This is a genomic window from Undibacterium sp. CY21W, from assembly GCF_014284265.1.
Lineage (GTDB): Bacteria > Pseudomonadota > Gammaproteobacteria > Burkholderiales > Burkholderiaceae_D > Undibacterium > Undibacterium aquatile.
In genome coordinates, this window is record NZ_JACOGE010000001.1 from 76,177 (window position 1) to 91,478 (window position 15,302).

Genomic DNA, 15,302 nt, shown 5'->3' on the forward strand with positions numbered 1-15,302 from the left:
AGCGGGCGCCGTAGGCGATCCGCTGCAACGACGGGTTAGGCCTCATTGAGCTCTTTCTCAACTTGCCGAATCAGCCAAGCAACTGTGGCCGGATTCATCTTGCCCTGTCCCCAGTGGGTGCTAGTGGTACCGGTAAAACGCGCCGCAGTGGCCTTTAAGCGAGAGTCGAAATCGTCGCTCACTATTAGTCTTTCAAACGGTTTTCTCTTGTAGATAAGCTCAAACTCGCGAAGGCCGCGCACCTGCCAGTAAGTTCCATAGAAGGGAGTGGCGTGGGCGCGCAACCAGGTCCACATGAATTCGCTATCGGCTACGTTTGGTGCTTCAGCGTGGCACTGTCCACACAACAATACAAGATTGCTAGGTGCATCCGATCCGCCCAAGGCTCGAGGAATAATGTGACACCGCTGAAGTCTCCGCTTGCCTGCACATCGCCAGCAAAGGAGGTGCGCTTCAGCCCAGTCGACCGACAATCCGCACTCGGACTCTCTTTGTGTCCAATAATCGACAATCTCGCGAATGGTCGTGTCCATGAGGCCTAACGTGTTTTAATTTTCATTTTGCAACATTAACCGTTAGTGATCGAAATATCAACATATTGCAATCCCCTTGAAAACCGCATGAACATTGACTTCATTTGTTTATACTGATAATTAATACAGTATAAACAAATGAACAAAAGCATCATCCCTCAAAAACCGCGCTTGCTGGATCAGGAGCACGAACGTTTGCCTTATCAGCATGACCGCTTATCGGCTGAAAACGTGTATGTGTACCAGATACGTTTCTTCCTTCGCTGGTGAAAACTCACACGTTCTGCCGCCACATCGCGTACCGCCGCTGATTGTGGATATATCCAATCTTATCCACACCCCACCTTCACCCCTGCAATAAATTAGTCGGTGTTCCGGCGGCGAAATTCAGGATGTTTTGAAATGCGGCGGCGAAATAGAGTTCGTAGCTGTCTTGTTCGACGTAGCCGATGTGCGGTGTGACGAGGACGTTTTCACGGTGCAGCAGCGGGTGGTTTTGCGGTACGGGTTCGGTTTCAAAGACGTCGATGGCGGCGAAACCGGGGCGGCCAGCATCGAGTGCGTGGACGAGGGCGTCTGGTGCCAGCAGTTCGGCACGGCTGGTGTTGACGAACAGGGCATCCGGTTTCATGCGGGCCAGGTCGTCTGGCTGCACGATGCCGCGTGTAGCGTCATTCAGGCGCAGGTGCAGGGTGACAATGTCGCTGTCGGCAAAAAACGCCTCGCGCGAAGCGGCGGCCTGATAACCGTCTTGCACTGCTTGTGCGCGGCTGGCTGCGCTGCCCCAGATGATGACGTGCATGCCAAACGCGGTGGCGTAACTGGCGATGCGTTTGCCGATTTTGCCATAACCCCAGATGCCGAGGCGGCGTTGATTTAAGACTCTGCCGAGGCGATTCTGTGCGGGCTGGACGGAGGATGCCTGCCAGGTTCCCTGTTGCAGTAAAGACGCGTAATTGGTGAGGCGGCGCGAGGCGGCCATGATCAGCGCCCAGGTCAGCTCGGCAGGGGCAGTGGCGTCGCCCACGCCTTCGGCAATGGCGATGTTTTTTTCTCTGGCGGCGGTGAGGTCGATGTGTCCTGCGACTTTGCCGGTTTGCGAGATGAGTTTTAAATTCGGCAGGCGTTGCAGCAGGGCGCGCGGAAAGCGGGTGCGTTCGCGGATCAGCACGAGTGCATCAAACGGGGCGAGGCGTATCGCCAGTTGGCCTATGCCGACGGCGCTGCTGCTGAATACTTTGACTTCATGGTCTTTGAGCATGGCAAAGCACTGACAATGCCGCACGACATCCTGGTAATCATCGAGGATGGCAATCTTCATGATTTTTTTTCCTTATAGAGCGCCACTGTTGAAACAGTTTCACTTTCAAAAACAGTACTACTGTGATAATAAATCTGATGTGAACTGCACCCAAATGGGCGCGTCCGTGTAGAATATCCGGTTACGTAGCTTTTTGATTCTTCCGTCCGCCTACCGCGCCGACGCAAGCTGGCATCGGGATCATCGTCCCGGTGGCCTATTATCCGACAGAACCGCCGCCATCGTGTTCGCCTTGCTGGAGCTGGGAATTTCCCCATTCGTGCTCGCATCGCCTGACTTTCTAATGACGACCCTGCCGCGCTGCTACCCCGGTTTTTTTATTGCAATCTTATTGGAGTCAGTATGAGTCAAACAACCACTAATGACAGCGCGGCCATCGGCGCAACAATTAATGCGCCCGCGTATGTCAAACATCAGAAGCTGATCAGCTGGATCGCTGATATTGCTGCGCTGACGAAGCCAGACAATATCGTGTGGTGCGACGGCACACAGGAAGAATATGATCGCCTGTGCGCGCAAATGGTTGCCAGCGGCACCATGAAAAAACTGAATGATGCAAAACGCCCAAACAGCTATCTGGCGTGTTCTGATCCTACCGATGTGGCGCGTGTGGAAGACCGCACTTTCATCTGTTCTGAGAAAAAAGAAGATGCGGGCCCGACCAACAACTGGATGGCACCGGCAGAAATGCGTGCGACGCTGAACCCGCTGTTCGATGGCTGCATGAAAGGCCGCACGATGTACGTGGTGCCTTTCTCTATGGGCCCGCTGGGTTCACCAATCGCGCATATCGGCGTTGAATTGTCTGATTCGCCGTATGTGGCAGTGAACATGCGCATCATGACGCGTATGGGCAAAGCGGTGTATGACGTGCTGGGTACAGATGGCGATTTCGTTCCTTGCGTGCACACCGTCGGCGCACCGCTGGCAGCTGGTCAGCAAGACGTGGCGTGGCCATGCAATGCGACGAAATACATCGTGCATTATCCTGAAAGCCGCGAAATCTGGTCGTTTGGTTCTGGTTACGGCGGCAATGCGCTGCTGGGTAAAAAATGCTTTGCGCTGCGTATCGCTTCGACCATGGGCCGCGATCAGGGCTGGCTGGCAGAACACATGCTGATTCTGGGTGTGGAATCACCGGAAGGTAAAAAACATTACGTGGCAGCGGCGTTCCCATCGGCTTGCGGTAAAACGAATTTTGCGATGCTGATTCCGGCAATCAAAGGCTGGAAAGTCACAACCATCGGTGACGATATTGCGTGGATCAAACCAGGTAAAGATGGCCGCTTGTATGCGATCAACCCGGAAGCAGGTTATTTCGGCGTGGCACCGGGCACCAACACGGCAACGAATTCAAATTGCATGGCATCGCTGACAGCCAACACGATTTTCACTAACGTCGCGCTGACTGACGACGGTGATGTCTGGTGGGAAGGCATGACGAAAGAAGCGCCAGCGCATCTGATCGACTGGCAAGGTAAAGACTGGACGCCAGCCATCGGCAAAGAAACCGGCCGTAAAGCAGCGCATCCAAATGCGCGCTTCACTGTCGCTGCAACACAAAACCCTGTGATCGATGCTGCATGGGATGATCCTGCTGGTGTGCCGATTTCTGCATTCATCTTTGGTGGCCGTCGTTCTACGACAGTGCCATTGGTAACAGAAGCACGTAACTGGATCGAAGGCGTTTACATGGCGGCGACCATGGGCTCTGAAACTACTGCGGCGGCGGCTGGTCAGCAAGGCGTGGTACGCCGTGATCCATTCGCGATGTTGCCATTCATGGGTTACAACATGAGCGACTATTTCCAGCACTGGCTGGATATGGGTAAGAAAATCGATGCGATCGGCGCGACTTTGCCATCGATCTACTGCGTGAACTGGTTCCGTACTGATGAAAACGGCAAATTTGTCTGGCCGGGTTTCGGCGACAATATGCGCGTGCTGAAATGGATGCTGGAACGTATCGAAGGCAAAGCCAACGGCGTTGAACACGTATTTGGTGTGACACCGAGCTTTGATGATCTGAACTGGGATGGTCTGGAATTCACTCAGGAACAATTCCACACGATCACATCGATTGACGTCACCGCCTGGGAAGAAGAGCTGGTATTGCATACCGAGTTGTTTGAAAAACTGGCGTATCGCCTGCCGGCAGAACTGGAAGCAACCCGTGTGGCGTTGAAAAACCGCCTGAGCATGTAAGTTTCTCAGCGCAATAAATTCAGCCCGGTAAAAAAGCGCGACGATGTCGCGCTTTTTTTATATCGATGCAAATCAAGCTGTGATAAGTGTTTATCCGTTTTGACCTGACCAGCACAGCAAAAATACTGACGCTAATAATCACGCCGACAGCAGCAGAGCACGTAAAAAAAGCCGCTACGAATCAGCGGCTTTTTTGAGACAAATCGGGTCGGTCAACGTGCAATTAACGTACAATTTTCGGCAGTTGTGGTGCTTTGACTGTTAAGCCATTCTGCACGGTGACGTCATCAGACACTTGCTGTATCGCTGCAATACTGATGCCCTGTGTACGACGCTTCAACACAGCAGGTTTGCTCAGGCTGCGTGAAATTTTCTGAATCACAGGCAACGCCATGTAAGCCAGTGGAAATGCGATAGGCCAGGTCGTCAGCCATGCTTCCATCCACGATGCGAAGAAGTCGTTAGTCAGACCAACCCACAACAAACGCAAGATGGCAGTGACGATTAAGGTCAGCAAACCTGTCATCAGCAGACTTGGCAACATTGATGCCAGACTTCTGGAACCAGCGACTTCACGCGGTGTTGTACGCTGGTAAGCTGGGGTATAGGCAGACATGGTTAACTCGCTGTACACTGGGCTATGTTGCATTGCAAAATTGTTGATTAACCGCGAGCCGCAAGTGCGCGCAGCTCAGCGGCCATGTTAGGCGAAGTGCTGTCGAGTTCGTTGGCGATATTGCGAACGGCCAGCATGCTGCGCAAATTGCGCATGGCAGATTTTTCTTCGCGTGTTTTGTTTGGGAATACAGCCAGCTTCAATGCGCGCAACATGCCTGTAATCAATGGCTTAAAGACCAATAACATTGTGGTCAGGATGCTCAGGCCAATCAAAGGACGGGCAGCGGCAACCAAAGAGCTGATAGCAACTTCGGCAACAGGGAGTGCACTGGTGGCAGGGAAAGCGATATTGAGGAAAGTCATGATGATCTCTACTTTTATTTACATTTGGGAATAATCAGATCATATTGCATTGCAACATATAATTCTAATTTCGATTTCCTATAATCAATATATTGTTTGTGAATAATTGCAGATAACGATATTAACGGAGGCAAACAACATGAACTTTTTGACACTGGATCTGAATTTATTGCGGGTGTTTGATGCGGTAATGATTGAGCAAAACCTGACCCGCGCAGCAGATAAACTCGCGATGACCCAGCCCGCCGTGTCAAATGCATTGAAACGCCTGCGCCATTCACTGAACGATGAATTATTGATACGCACCGCGTACGGCGTGAAGCCGACTCCGCGCGCCGAGGCATTGTGGCCAACCATACGGCAGGCCTTGTCCAGCCTGGAATCAGCCATTGCGCCCGGTGCCTTTGATGTCTCACAGGCGCAGCTGACGTTTCGCATGGCGATGGCAGATGCCACTGCAGCACTGTGGATGCCAACGCTGGTGCGCTCCATTCAGAATGACGCTCCCGGCATTAATGTCCGTATGATGCCGCTGACAACGCGCGAACCTCGCCCTATGCTGCTACATGGCGATATCGATATTGCGGTTGGTTTTTTTCCGGGTGTCGTCGCTCAGCTTTCCGGAAGCCAGACCGCTGGCAACAGCGCCATCCGCCATGAACGGCTGTATTCTGGTCACTATGTCTGCGTGATGCGGCAGAATCATCCACTGGCAGGGAAAACCCTGACAGTCGATGATTATTGCGGTGCCAATCACTTGCTGGTGAGTTTCTCAGGACGAGCCCATGGGTTGATTGATGAAACTTTGAGCAAAATGGGGCGTGAACGACGCATATTGCTGACCATCAACCAGTTTTTTACAGCAGGCCGCGTGGTTGCGAATTCTGACTTGCTGACGGTCTTGCCAAGACACCTGATTTCAGCCACCGGCATGACCGACGCGCTGATCTGGACAGAATTGCCGTTTGAAACCCCGGCGGTACATATCGATATGCTGTGGCATGAACGCGATGCCCGCAATCCCGCACATCAATGGCTGAGAAACAATCTGATCACGATGACGCATTCCAATCTGATCCCGGAATTGCAGCAGGACAAACCGGAATAACTGAAAAGTATCTTATTGTTCTTTCTGATTGCTAAGCGGATTGAAACTTGTTAGGCTGCTTCATCTGTTTAACAGTTTTTTACATTCCGCGTTGATTTTTCGCTTCGTTTCCGTATAGCGACTTACCCGCCCAGAAAGATGCATACAGCCCGCTATCGCCGATTTTTTATTTTCGCCTTGTTGCTGTTATCTTTTTTACTCAAAGGATTAACAGCGCAGGCGGCAGTGACTTTGCTCGAAAAAGGCGAACAAAAGATACCTCTGCATAATAATTTTCAATTATTTGAAGACTCCACTGGCAAGCTTGATATTCAGGATATTCTGTCACCGGAGATCGCGCGCCAATTCAAACCGCTGTCAAAAAATCTGAGCGCAGGTTATTCCGAATCGGCATTCTGGCTACGTCTGGATTTACAAAGAAGCAGCGCTGACAGCAATAAGATGTGGTTGCTGGAAATGATGCCCATTATGCTTGACGATATCCGCATGTATCGCCGCGGCAAAGACGGCAGCATGGAAATTCAACGGGCGGGCGATCACATTGCTTTCTCGCAGCAGGAAATCCGGCACCACTATCCCATTTTCAAACTTTATCTGCAGGATACAGAAACGACGACGGTGTATTTACGGATACAAAGCACCAGCTCCGTCTTTTTCCGCGCAGTATTGTGGACACCGAATAAATTCACAGAGACCTCTGACTACATCGCCAGCCTGATGGGTATTTATTACGGTGTGATGCTGGCCATGATTATCTACAACGCGATATTGCTGATCACTTATCGCGATATTTCTATGTTCTATTACCTGCTGCTGTCATTCGGGACCTTGGCTGCCGGTATGAGTATCAACGGCCACATAGGCATGTTTATCGCCCCCGACTGGCCTTGGCTGGTCGACATCATGCCGGCACTGTTACCGCAATTAATTATTCTCGTCTCATCGTTATTTATCAGCAGTTTTCTGCGGCTTAAAGAAACGATGCCATTTTTCTACAAGGCATTCAAAATCATGCAGGTCATGGTGCTGATTTTTATTGCCCTTATTCTGGCTGGATACAACACGACCATTGCTGAGTTTGTGCAATTGGTCGGATTGGTTCAGGTCATCTTTTTTTTACCGATCTGTTTTTTGGCAGGTCTGCGTGGGTACCTGCCGGGGTATATCGTTTGTGTTGCGTCTGTTTCCTGGGTCGTCAGTATCTTTCTCCTGCCTTTACGCAATCTCGGTATTCTGGAATCCAGCTGGATCACGGATTACGGTTTCCAGATCGGTTCTGCAATGGAAGCGATCTTGCTGGCATTAGCGCAGGCTTACAGAATCAGTCTGATTAAAAAAGAAAGCGTCGATATACAGCGGCAGTTACTGAAAATTTCGCAGCAGGCTGAATATGAGCTGGAAGCCAAAGTGCAATTGCGAACCGCTGAACTGGATGATGCGGTTCAACGCATGAAACTGCTGGATAAAGAGAAAGACGACATACTCGGGATTGCGGCACATGATCTCAAAAACCCATTGACCAGCATTATTGGCATGAGTGATCTGCTGCGTAAGATGCGCCATCAGATTTCCGAAGAACAGCAGCATCAGTATCTGGAACGTATCAGTAACAGCGGTCAGCGGATGATGCATATCGTCACCAATCTGCTGGATGTGAATGCGCTGGAATCAGGACACTTTCATTTGTCGGCACAAACCGTCGATTTCGGTCAGTTATTAAGAGACATCATTCAGCAATATGAATCGGCACTGAAAGCGAAAAATCTGCATACAGTTGTGGATATCGACAGCAGTGTTTTTGTTACCGCTGATCTGAATGCCTGCATACGTATTTTCGATAACCTGCTTTCAAACGCGATCAAATTTTCTCCGGCAGAAAAAACAATCTGGCTGACAATCAGTCAGCACAATGGTATGGGCCGGTTCGAAGTGCGCGATGAAGGGCCAGGTTTGTCCGGTGAAGATCAACAACATTTGTTCACGAAGTTTTCAAAATTATCGCCGACACCAACGGCTGGCGAACATTCCAGCGGGCTGGGTTTATCCATCGTTAAAAAACTAAGCGAAGCACAAGATGGCTGCGTCCGTTGCGTCAGTACGCTGGGTGCCGGTACCAGTTTCATGGTCGAATTACCGCTGGCGGCGGTATCTCCGTCACAGGTGCAGGTTCTGACCGGCACTTGAACCAACGGATTAACTAGCGGATCAAATAGCCGACTATCCGTGTAGCTGCATCTGTATTTGCAATTCGCCTTACAATCACGGCTGCTCACCAACTTTCCATTTACTTTCCATTGTTATCATCATGTTCACAGGCATAGTACAAGGCATCGCCCGCATCGCAAGCATCAACGATAAACCGGGCTTGCGCACGTTTCAGATTGAGTTTCCCGATGGCTTTGCGAACGCACTGGAAATCGGTGCCAGCGTTGCCGTTGATGGTGTTTGCCTGACCGTCACGCAATTGCATGGTGAGCGTGCAGCAGACTTCGATGTGATGCAACAAAGTCTCACGATCACCACCCTTGGCAGTTATGCCGAAAACAGCCGTGTCAACGTTGAACGTGCTGCCAGAGACGGCGCTGAAATCGGTGGACATCCTTTATCCGGGCATGTCGATTTCACAGCGCACGTCGCCCAGATTCGTGAACTGGAAAATAACTACGTGATCCGTATCGCGGTTCCACCAGTCTGGTTGCGTTACATCTTCGCTAAAGGCTACATCGCCATCAACGGTGCCAGCCTGACGATTGCTGAGGTCAACCGCGAAGAAGCCTGGTTTGAAGTTTGGCTGATCCCGGAAACATTGCGCATGACGGTATTTGCAGAGAAAAAGGTAGGTGCTGCTCTGAATATAGAAATCGAGCGCAGCACTCAGATAATCGTCGATACGGTGCGCAATATACTGAGTGAAACGCTGGGTCCACTGTTACCTGCACTCGAATCAGTCCTGCAACAACAAGGCGTCAGCAGCGCACAATTGTTGAACACTATCAAAGCAGAAAAGTGACAGGCAGAACGCATTTCATCTGTCGCGGTGAAATGCGTTCTTTCGGTTGATGACGAATTCATCTTGCATAGATTCAGTCATCACACCATTTGCAGGTTAAGTCGAACAGAAGACGCTTGTCACTATTTTTTCGGCGCTGCAGGCTTACTCAGCCATTGCACTGCAAGGATGCTTAACAGCACCATCAATAATCCGGCCAACGATAACCCGCGTATTGTTTGCCCGAGAAAAATCCACCCCAACAATACTGCAGTCAAAGGACTAAACAGTCCCAGCGACGATATGGCCACTGCCGGTAGCCGTGCAACACCGCGGAACCACAACACATACGCGAACAAGGCACCGATCACACACAGATAGGCATAGCCGGCGATATTCACCGGCGTCAGTACCCGTAATGGCGGATCAAACAAACAGGCAAGTGGCAGCAATATTAAGCCACCCAGAAGCAATTGCCATCCAGTGAATGCCAGCACTGGTAAGGCAATGTTCCAGCGCCGCGATAAATAAGTTCCCACTGCCATACAGGCCGTTCCTGAGAGTGCCGCTGCAATGCCAACCGGATCCCAAACAGAGCCTGGCCCCATTAATAATGCAGCCATGCCGAGAACGCCGGTGATCGCGGCGAAAATCACTGGCATACCCGGCTTACGCTGATCAAACACCCATACCAGCACGATCATCAGTAAAGGTTGCAAAGCGCCGACCACGGCTGCTAAACCGCCGGGTAAGCGGTATGCAGCGACAAATAATAAAGCCTGGAAAAATCCTATATTCAGTGCGGCCAGTAACAGTAATCGTGGCCAGGCAGAAAATTGCGGAAGACGACGCGTCATTAACAACAGCAAAATGCCCGCAGGTAGCACCCGTATCAGCGCTGCAGTAAATGGGCGATCCGGTGGTAAAAATTGCGTAGTGACGATGTACGTACTTCCCCAAATAACTGGTGCGAGTGCCGTAATTAAAATGTCGCCCCATGCGACAGAATTCGCGGAAAATTTGCTCATAATTTATCTTGATTTGAAGATAAATAATATTAGCATAAAGAAGACAAAGAGAAGATATATAATCTTGATATCAAGATAAATGGAGAATATCAATGACCGGAAATCAGTCAGATGCTGTCGACATCTTATTAGAGCAATGGCACCAGGAAAGACCTGATCTGGATGTCAGCCCTATGGCAATTATCGGCCGACTCGGGCGTTGCACAGCACTGTTACGACCGCAGCTGGACGCTACATTTGCAGAGTTTAACCTCAGCGCCTGGGAGTTTGATGTGCTGGCGACACTACGTCGTTCAGGTAAGCCATTTCGCCTGACGCCAACAGCCTTATTTTCTAGCATGATGATTACCTCCGGTACGATGACGCACCGCCTGCAAAGTCTGGAAAACCGCGCACTGATCAAGCGTCTGCCAAACCCGGCTGATGCCCGCAGTATGCTGGTGCAATTATCTGCCAGTGGCCTGAAGCTGATCGATCGTGCTGTCGCAGCGCATGTGGAAAATGAAAGACGGATACTGGCACCGCTGAAAGCGAGCAGTCAGGCAGCGCTGAACGCGCGTCTGACGGAATTGCTTGCAGTGCTTGAGGAACTTAACCAGCAATAACAACGCAGCATGAAAATTGGCCACCTGCGTCAGGTGGCCAATATTTTTTACAGCGTTTGTATGTGGCGGGTTATCCACTTGTCGTAGTGAACCCATTACCGGCATGATACCGGCAATAGCAAGCCACTTATTTAATCGGCAGACAGCTGGTATTTTTAACTTCTTCCATCACTGCATAGGTATGCGTTTCGCGTACACCATTTAATTGCAGCAATGATTTACCGAGGAAGTCGCGGTAGGCGTTCATGTCTTTCACACGGGCTTTGACCAGGTAATCAAAACCACCGGCAACCATATGGCATTCCAGTACTTCGGGAATCGCCTGCACGCCACGGCGGAACGCATCAAAAACATCGGGTGTGGTTCTGTCGAGCACAACTTCGATGAACACCAGCAAAGCCACATCCAGAAGATGCGGGTTGAGTTGTGCTGTGTAACCAAGAATGTAGCCGGACTCCTGCAATTTACGCACGCGTTCCAGACAGGCTGCCGGGGATAGGTTAACCCGTGTCGCCAGTTCTACATTACTGATACGGCCATCGTTTTGTAATTCGGCCAGAATTCTTTTACTGATTTTGTCTAGCATAAGAAGTCAAAAATTGATCAGAGTGGTGATTAATAATATTCGGGATTATTTTCTCACAAAAAAGAAAATTTCGATATGAGTTCTATTTTCCAGAATTAATCATTGAGCAGCGTCGATACAATGAAATCATATTTGTTTTTATTATTTCTATATGACTGTGACCTCTGTGACTACATCTACATCCCCGTTTGCGGCACTGCATGCCGAGCTGTTAGTAAATATCAGCCCACTCAGAAATGCAATTACCAACGCTTACCGTCGCAATGAAACCGAGGCTGTGCAGTATCTGCTGTCACAAGTTAATTCTTACCCCTCGTTACAAAATAATGTTGCAGAACTTGCGCAAAAATTAGTCAGCTCAGTACGTCAGCAACGCACGCGCGCTTCCGGTGTCGATGCGCTGATGCATGAATTTTCTTTGTCATCCGAAGAAGGTGTCGCACTGATGTGTCTGGCCGAAGCGCTGTTGCGCATCCCTGACCATCAGACCGCAGATCGCCTGATCGCGGACAAAATCAGTAAAGGCGACTGGGCAAAACATCTGGGCGAATCACCGTCGATGTTCGTCAATGCTGCGACCTGGGGTTTGCTGGTGACAGGAAAACTAGTGGCCACCAATAGCGAACAAGGCCTGGGGGCTGCGTTGACGCGTCTGATCGCCAAAGGCGGCGAGCCCTTGATCCGTAAAGGTGTGGATCTCGCCATGCGTATGCTCGGCAATCAGTTTGTCACTGGTCAAACCATAGAAGAAGCGCTGAAAAACAGTCAGGAAAATGAAAAACGCGGTTACCGCTATTCGTATGACATGCTGGGTGAAGCAGCACTGACCGCCAAAGATGCAGCCTATTATTATCAGTCTTACGAAACCGCGATCCACGCGATCGGTAAAGCCTCAAATGGTCGCGGCATCAAAGATGGCCCGGGTATTTCGGTGAAATTGTCAGCCTTGCATCCGCGTTACTCACGTGCACAACGCGAGCGCACGATGACGGAATTATTGCCGCTGCTGAAAAATTTATTGCTGCTGGCAAAGCACTACAACATCGGCCTGAACATCGATGCGGAAGAAACCGACAGGCTGGAATTATCGCTCGATCTGATGGAAGCACTGGCGTTCGATCCCGACCTGAAAGGCTTTGAAGGTATAGGCTACGTGGTGCAGGGTTATCAGAAACGCTGCCCGTATGCGATTGATTATCTGATTGATCTGGCGCGCCGCAGCGGCAGTAAATTTATGGTGCGTCTGGTGAAAGGCGCTTACTGGGATGCCGAAATCAAACGTGCGCAAGTCGATGGCATGAGTGATTTTCCGGTCTACACACGTAAAGTGTATACCGACTTATCCTATCTGACCTGTGCGCAACGTTTGCTGGCGGCGACCGATGTGATTTATCCTCAGTTCGCCACGCACAACGCACTGACGCTGGCGACAATTTATACCTGGGCAAAAGAAGCGGGTGTGACGGATTATGAATTTCAGTGTCTGCACGGTATGGGTGAAACTTTATACGATCAGGTTGTCGGTAAAGATAAGCTGAATAAGCCTTGTCGTATCTATGCACCGGTGGGTTCGCATCAGACTTTACTCGCCTACCTGGTGCGTCGCTTGCTGGAAAACGGCGCCAACTCGTCGTTTGTGAATCAGATCGTCGATGAAAGCGTGTCGATTAAGTCACTGATCGCGGATCCGATTGCGATTGCGCGCGGACTCGGTGGCAAGCCACATGCAGGCATCGCCTTACCGCGCGAATTGTTTGGTCATGAACGTCAGAATTCTGCCGGTCTGGATTTTTCTAATGAAATTACGCTGCAGGAAATATCGAAAGAATTCAACAGCGCCGCCAGCCAGTTCATCGTTGCCACGCCATTATTAGCCAGTGACAGCAGCGCCATCGAACAGCGCGATGTACGCAACCCGGCCTGTCTGTCTGATACCGTCGGTGCGGTGATTGAAGCCAATACGCAAGACGTGCAACAAGCCTTGTACACAGCAGAACACTACGCACTGGAATGGCAAACGACTGCCCCATCGATCCGTGCGGCCAGCCTGAAAAAAGCAGCTGATTTACTGGAAGCAAATACTCCTGAATTCATGGCACTCGCCATACGCGAAGCGGGAAAATCGCTGCCGAATGCGATTGCAGAAGTGCGTGAAGCGGTCGACTTTTTACGCTATTACGCAGCGCAGGTCGAATCACACGCCGATACCAAAGCGCTCGGGCCGGTAGTTTGTATCAGCCCGTGGAATTTCCCGTTGGCGATTTTTATCGGTGAAGTCAGCGCAGCTCTGGCGGCGGGTAATGTGGTGTTGGCGAAGCCAGCTGAGCAAACGCCTTTGATTGCGTATCGCGCAATACAGCTGTTGCACGAAGCAGGCATCCCGCGTGCAGCATTACAATTTTTGCCTGGGACTGGCGAAGTCGTCGGTGCGCAACTGGTTGCAGATGCCCGCGTCAAAGGTGTTATTTTTACAGGTTCAACCGAAGTCGCACAGATCATCAACCGCACCCTCAGCAAACGCGCTGTCGCTGAAGGCATCGATATACCGCTGATCGCAGAGACCGGCGGCCAAAATGCGATGATCGTCGATAGCAGCGCTCTGCCTGAACAAGTCGTCAACGATGTCTTGACCTCTGCCTTTGACAGTGCAGGTCAGCGTTGTTCAGCACTGCGTATTTTGTGTCTGCAAGAAGATATCGCTGACAAAACGATAGAAATGCTGCATGGTGCGATGCTGGAGTTGCGTATCGGTCAGACTGATCGCCTCGCGACCGATATCGGCCCCGTCATTGATGCAGAAGCGCAAAACAATTTACAACGGCACATCGATGCAATGCGTGGCCTGGGCAAATCGGTATTCAGCCTGACACTGCCGGAAAGCTGCCAGCAAGGCACCTTTATCCCACCAACGGTTATAGAAATCAGCAATCTGGCCGAACTGCAAAAAGAAGTATTCGGTCCGGTACTGCATATTTTGCGCTTCCGCCGCGATCAATTGTCCGAACTGATTGATCAGATCAATGGCACAGGCTTTGGCCTGACGCTGGGTGTGCATTCACGGATTGATGAAACAATTAATTTCATCACCAGCCGCGCTCACGTCGGCAATATTTATGTGAATCGTAATATCGTCGGTGCAGTCGTCGGCGTGCAACCGTTTGGCGGCGAAGGTAAATCCGGCACAGGCCCGAAAGCCGGTGGTCCGCTGTATCTGAAACGTCTGCAACGCACACCGGATATCAGCCTTGGCGGCCACACCGTCTATGAGCGACAAGAACCTGCTGCGCTGAGCACCTTACTCGTATGGGCGAAAACCCAGCACATGCAGGAACTGGGCAATCTCGGCGATCAATACAGCCATCAGACGCCATATAAGATCACGCAAGTGCTGCCTGGTCCAACAGGCGAACGCAATACTTTATCGTTTGTACCGCGTGGTCGTATCTATTGTGCGGCCAGCAGCCTGCCGTGCCTGTTGAATCAGCTTGCAGCGACACTCGCGACCGGTAACACAGCGGTCCTGCCACAACAGGCATTGATGCTGTTGCCAGCCAGTTTTCCGGCAGAACTGCGGCAGCAGATCATCAGCGCTGAAGTGCAGGACTGCGGCGCGCAGATTGCATTGGTCGAAAGCAGCTTGCTGAATATTTACAAACCCGTCTTTGCGGCGCTTGACGGGGCGATTGCATCCGTGATCGAGACAACACATGCCGCTGAGATTCCACTCTGGCGTTTGGTCGCAGAGCGGGCTTTATGCATCAACACGACAGCAGCTGGCGGTAATGCCAGCCTGATGGCGATGGCGAGCTGATTGCGGCCTGATCATCATTTGCAAAAAGCCCGCTGATGTGCGGGCTTTTTTTTTGCGCTGCATTTGCTTAGGATTTTGTGCAGTGCTTTGCTTTCTACTTTGCTTTTTGCTTTGCAAATACGCGGCCGGTGACGT

The 15,302-nt window shown here is 50.9% G+C and carries 13 protein-coding genes and 1 pseudogene; 7 read left to right on the forward strand and 7 right to left on the reverse strand.

Annotated features, from left to right (window positions below; all coding sequences use genetic code 11):
- Nucleotides 1-35: 35 nt before the first annotated feature.
- Together H8K29_RS17815 and H8K29_RS18150 are read right to left on the reverse strand one after the other, a co-directional pair.
- Nucleotides 36-296, reverse strand: coding sequence for a hypothetical protein (locus H8K29_RS17815; protein WP_255423206.1), 261 nt, complete (start codon nucleotides 294-296; stop codon nucleotides 36-38).
- A gap of 12 nt (nucleotides 297-308) precedes the next feature.
- A pseudogene (locus H8K29_RS18150) lies at nucleotides 309-533 on the reverse strand (HNH endonuclease); the annotation flags it as partial.
- Between the two features lie 138 nt (nucleotides 534-671).
- On the opposite strand from H8K29_RS18150, the gene H8K29_RS17820 reads away from it, so the two are divergent.
- Nucleotides 672-803 (forward strand): hypothetical protein, encoded by a 132-nt coding sequence (locus H8K29_RS17820; protein ID WP_255423207.1) that lies wholly within the window; start codon nucleotides 672-674, stop codon nucleotides 801-803.
- Between the two features lie 76 nt (nucleotides 804-879).
- Here the strand turns inward: H8K29_RS17820 and H8K29_RS00355 are convergent, their stop codons facing one another.
- Complete coding sequence (locus H8K29_RS00355) at nucleotides 880-1,854, reverse strand: D-2-hydroxyacid dehydrogenase family protein (RefSeq protein WP_186895947.1); 975 nt, start codon at nucleotides 1,852-1,854, stop codon at nucleotides 880-882.
- A 342-nt stretch (nucleotides 1,855-2,196) separates the two neighbouring features.
- Between H8K29_RS00355 and H8K29_RS00360 the strand changes: the two genes are divergently transcribed.
- Nucleotides 2,197-4,059, forward strand: coding sequence for a phosphoenolpyruvate carboxykinase (GTP) (locus tag H8K29_RS00360; RefSeq protein ID WP_186895948.1), 1,863 nt, complete (start codon nucleotides 2,197-2,199; stop codon nucleotides 4,057-4,059).
- 223 nt (nucleotides 4,060-4,282) lie between these two features.
- Here H8K29_RS00360 and H8K29_RS00365 read toward each other — a convergent pair whose 3' ends face one another.
- Together H8K29_RS00365 and H8K29_RS00370 are read right to left on the reverse strand one after the other, a co-directional pair.
- Nucleotides 4,283-4,675, reverse strand: coding sequence for a DUF2798 domain-containing protein (locus H8K29_RS00365; protein ID WP_186895949.1), 393 nt, complete (start codon nucleotides 4,673-4,675; stop codon nucleotides 4,283-4,285).
- 47 nt (nucleotides 4,676-4,722) lie between these two features.
- A complete protein-coding gene (locus tag H8K29_RS00370; RefSeq protein ID WP_186895950.1) occupies nucleotides 4,723-5,040 on the reverse strand; it encodes a hypothetical protein in 318 nt (105 codons plus the stop codon).
- Nucleotides 5,041-5,179: 139 nt separating this feature from the next.
- On the opposite strand from H8K29_RS00370, the gene H8K29_RS00375 reads away from it, so the two are divergent.
- The 3 genes from H8K29_RS00375 to H8K29_RS00385 all read left to right on the forward strand — a co-directional run bounded on the left by H8K29_RS00375 (nucleotide 5,180) and on the right by H8K29_RS00385 (nucleotide 9,158).
- The gene (locus H8K29_RS00375; RefSeq protein WP_186895951.1) at nucleotides 5,180-6,148 is read left to right on the forward strand and encodes a LysR family transcriptional regulator; all 969 of its coding nucleotides are present in this window, start codon (nucleotides 5,180-5,182) and stop codon (nucleotides 6,146-6,148) included.
- A 138-nt stretch (nucleotides 6,149-6,286) separates the two neighbouring features.
- Entirely contained in the window at nucleotides 6,287-8,332 is a 2,046-nt protein-coding gene (locus tag H8K29_RS00380; RefSeq protein ID WP_186895952.1) for a sensor histidine kinase, read from the forward strand.
- A gap of 121 nt (nucleotides 8,333-8,453) precedes the next feature.
- Complete coding sequence (locus H8K29_RS00385; RefSeq protein ID WP_186895953.1) at nucleotides 8,454-9,158, forward strand: riboflavin synthase subunit alpha; 705 nt, start codon at nucleotides 8,454-8,456, stop codon at nucleotides 9,156-9,158.
- Between the two features lie 122 nt (nucleotides 9,159-9,280).
- On the opposite strand, the gene H8K29_RS00390 is transcribed toward H8K29_RS00385, so the two are convergent.
- Nucleotides 9,281-10,165 (reverse strand): EamA family transporter, encoded by an 885-nt coding sequence (locus tag H8K29_RS00390; RefSeq protein ID WP_186895954.1) that lies wholly within the window; start codon nucleotides 10,163-10,165, stop codon nucleotides 9,281-9,283.
- Nucleotides 10,166-10,257: 92 nt separating this feature from the next.
- On the opposite strand from H8K29_RS00390, the gene H8K29_RS00395 reads away from it, so the two are divergent.
- Entirely contained in the window at nucleotides 10,258-10,770 is a 513-nt protein-coding gene (locus H8K29_RS00395) for a MarR family winged helix-turn-helix transcriptional regulator (protein WP_186895955.1), read from the forward strand.
- A 127-nt stretch (nucleotides 10,771-10,897) separates the two neighbouring features.
- On the opposite strand, the gene H8K29_RS00400 is transcribed toward H8K29_RS00395, so the two are convergent.
- Complete coding sequence (locus H8K29_RS00400; protein ID WP_110254407.1) at nucleotides 10,898-11,356, reverse strand: Lrp/AsnC ligand binding domain-containing protein; 459 nt, start codon at nucleotides 11,354-11,356, stop codon at nucleotides 10,898-10,900.
- A 151-nt stretch (nucleotides 11,357-11,507) separates the two neighbouring features.
- Between H8K29_RS00400 and putA the strand changes: the two genes are divergently transcribed.
- Nucleotides 11,508-15,167, forward strand: a complete 3,660-nt coding sequence (gene putA, locus H8K29_RS00405) for a trifunctional transcriptional regulator/proline dehydrogenase/L-glutamate gamma-semialdehyde dehydrogenase (RefSeq protein WP_186895956.1) — start codon at nucleotides 11,508-11,510, stop codon at nucleotides 15,165-15,167.
- The last annotated feature ends 135 nt before the right edge of the window (nucleotides 15,168-15,302 follow it).

Bases quoted from the DNA above. Each gene is read 5' to 3' on its own strand.
- H8K29_RS17815 (WP_255423206.1), bottom strand. From the start codon at position 296: ATGTGGACCTGGTTGCGCGCCCACGCCACTCCCTTCTATGGAACTTAC.
- H8K29_RS17820 (WP_255423207.1), top strand. From the start codon at position 672: ATGAACAAAAGCATCATCCCTCAAAAACCGCGCTTGCTGGATCAGGAG.
- H8K29_RS00355 (WP_186895947.1), bottom strand. From the start codon at position 1,854: ATGAAGATTGCCATCCTCGATGATTACCAGGATGTCGTGCGGCATTGT.
- H8K29_RS00360 (WP_186895948.1), top strand. From the start codon at position 2,197: ATGAGTCAAACAACCACTAATGACAGCGCGGCCATCGGCGCAACAATT.
- H8K29_RS00365 (WP_186895949.1), bottom strand. From the start codon at position 4,675: ATGTCTGCCTATACCCCAGCTTACCAGCGTACAACACCGCGTGAAGTC.
- H8K29_RS00370 (WP_186895950.1), bottom strand. From the start codon at position 5,040: ATGACTTTCCTCAATATCGCTTTCCCTGCCACCAGTGCACTCCCTGTT.
- H8K29_RS00375 (WP_186895951.1), top strand. From the start codon at position 5,180: ATGAACTTTTTGACACTGGATCTGAATTTATTGCGGGTGTTTGATGCG.
- H8K29_RS00380 (WP_186895952.1), top strand. From the start codon at position 6,287: ATGCATACAGCCCGCTATCGCCGATTTTTTATTTTCGCCTTGTTGCTG.
- H8K29_RS00385 (WP_186895953.1), top strand. From the start codon at position 8,454: ATGTTCACAGGCATAGTACAAGGCATCGCCCGCATCGCAAGCATCAAC.
- H8K29_RS00390 (WP_186895954.1), bottom strand. From the start codon at position 10,165: ATGAGCAAATTTTCCGCGAATTCTGTCGCATGGGGCGACATTTTAATT.
- H8K29_RS00395 (WP_186895955.1), top strand. From the start codon at position 10,258: ATGACCGGAAATCAGTCAGATGCTGTCGACATCTTATTAGAGCAATGG.
- H8K29_RS00400 (WP_110254407.1), bottom strand. From the start codon at position 11,356: ATGCTAGACAAAATCAGTAAAAGAATTCTGGCCGAATTACAAAACGAT.
- putA (WP_186895956.1), top strand. From the start codon at position 11,508: ATGACTGTGACCTCTGTGACTACATCTACATCCCCGTTTGCGGCACTG.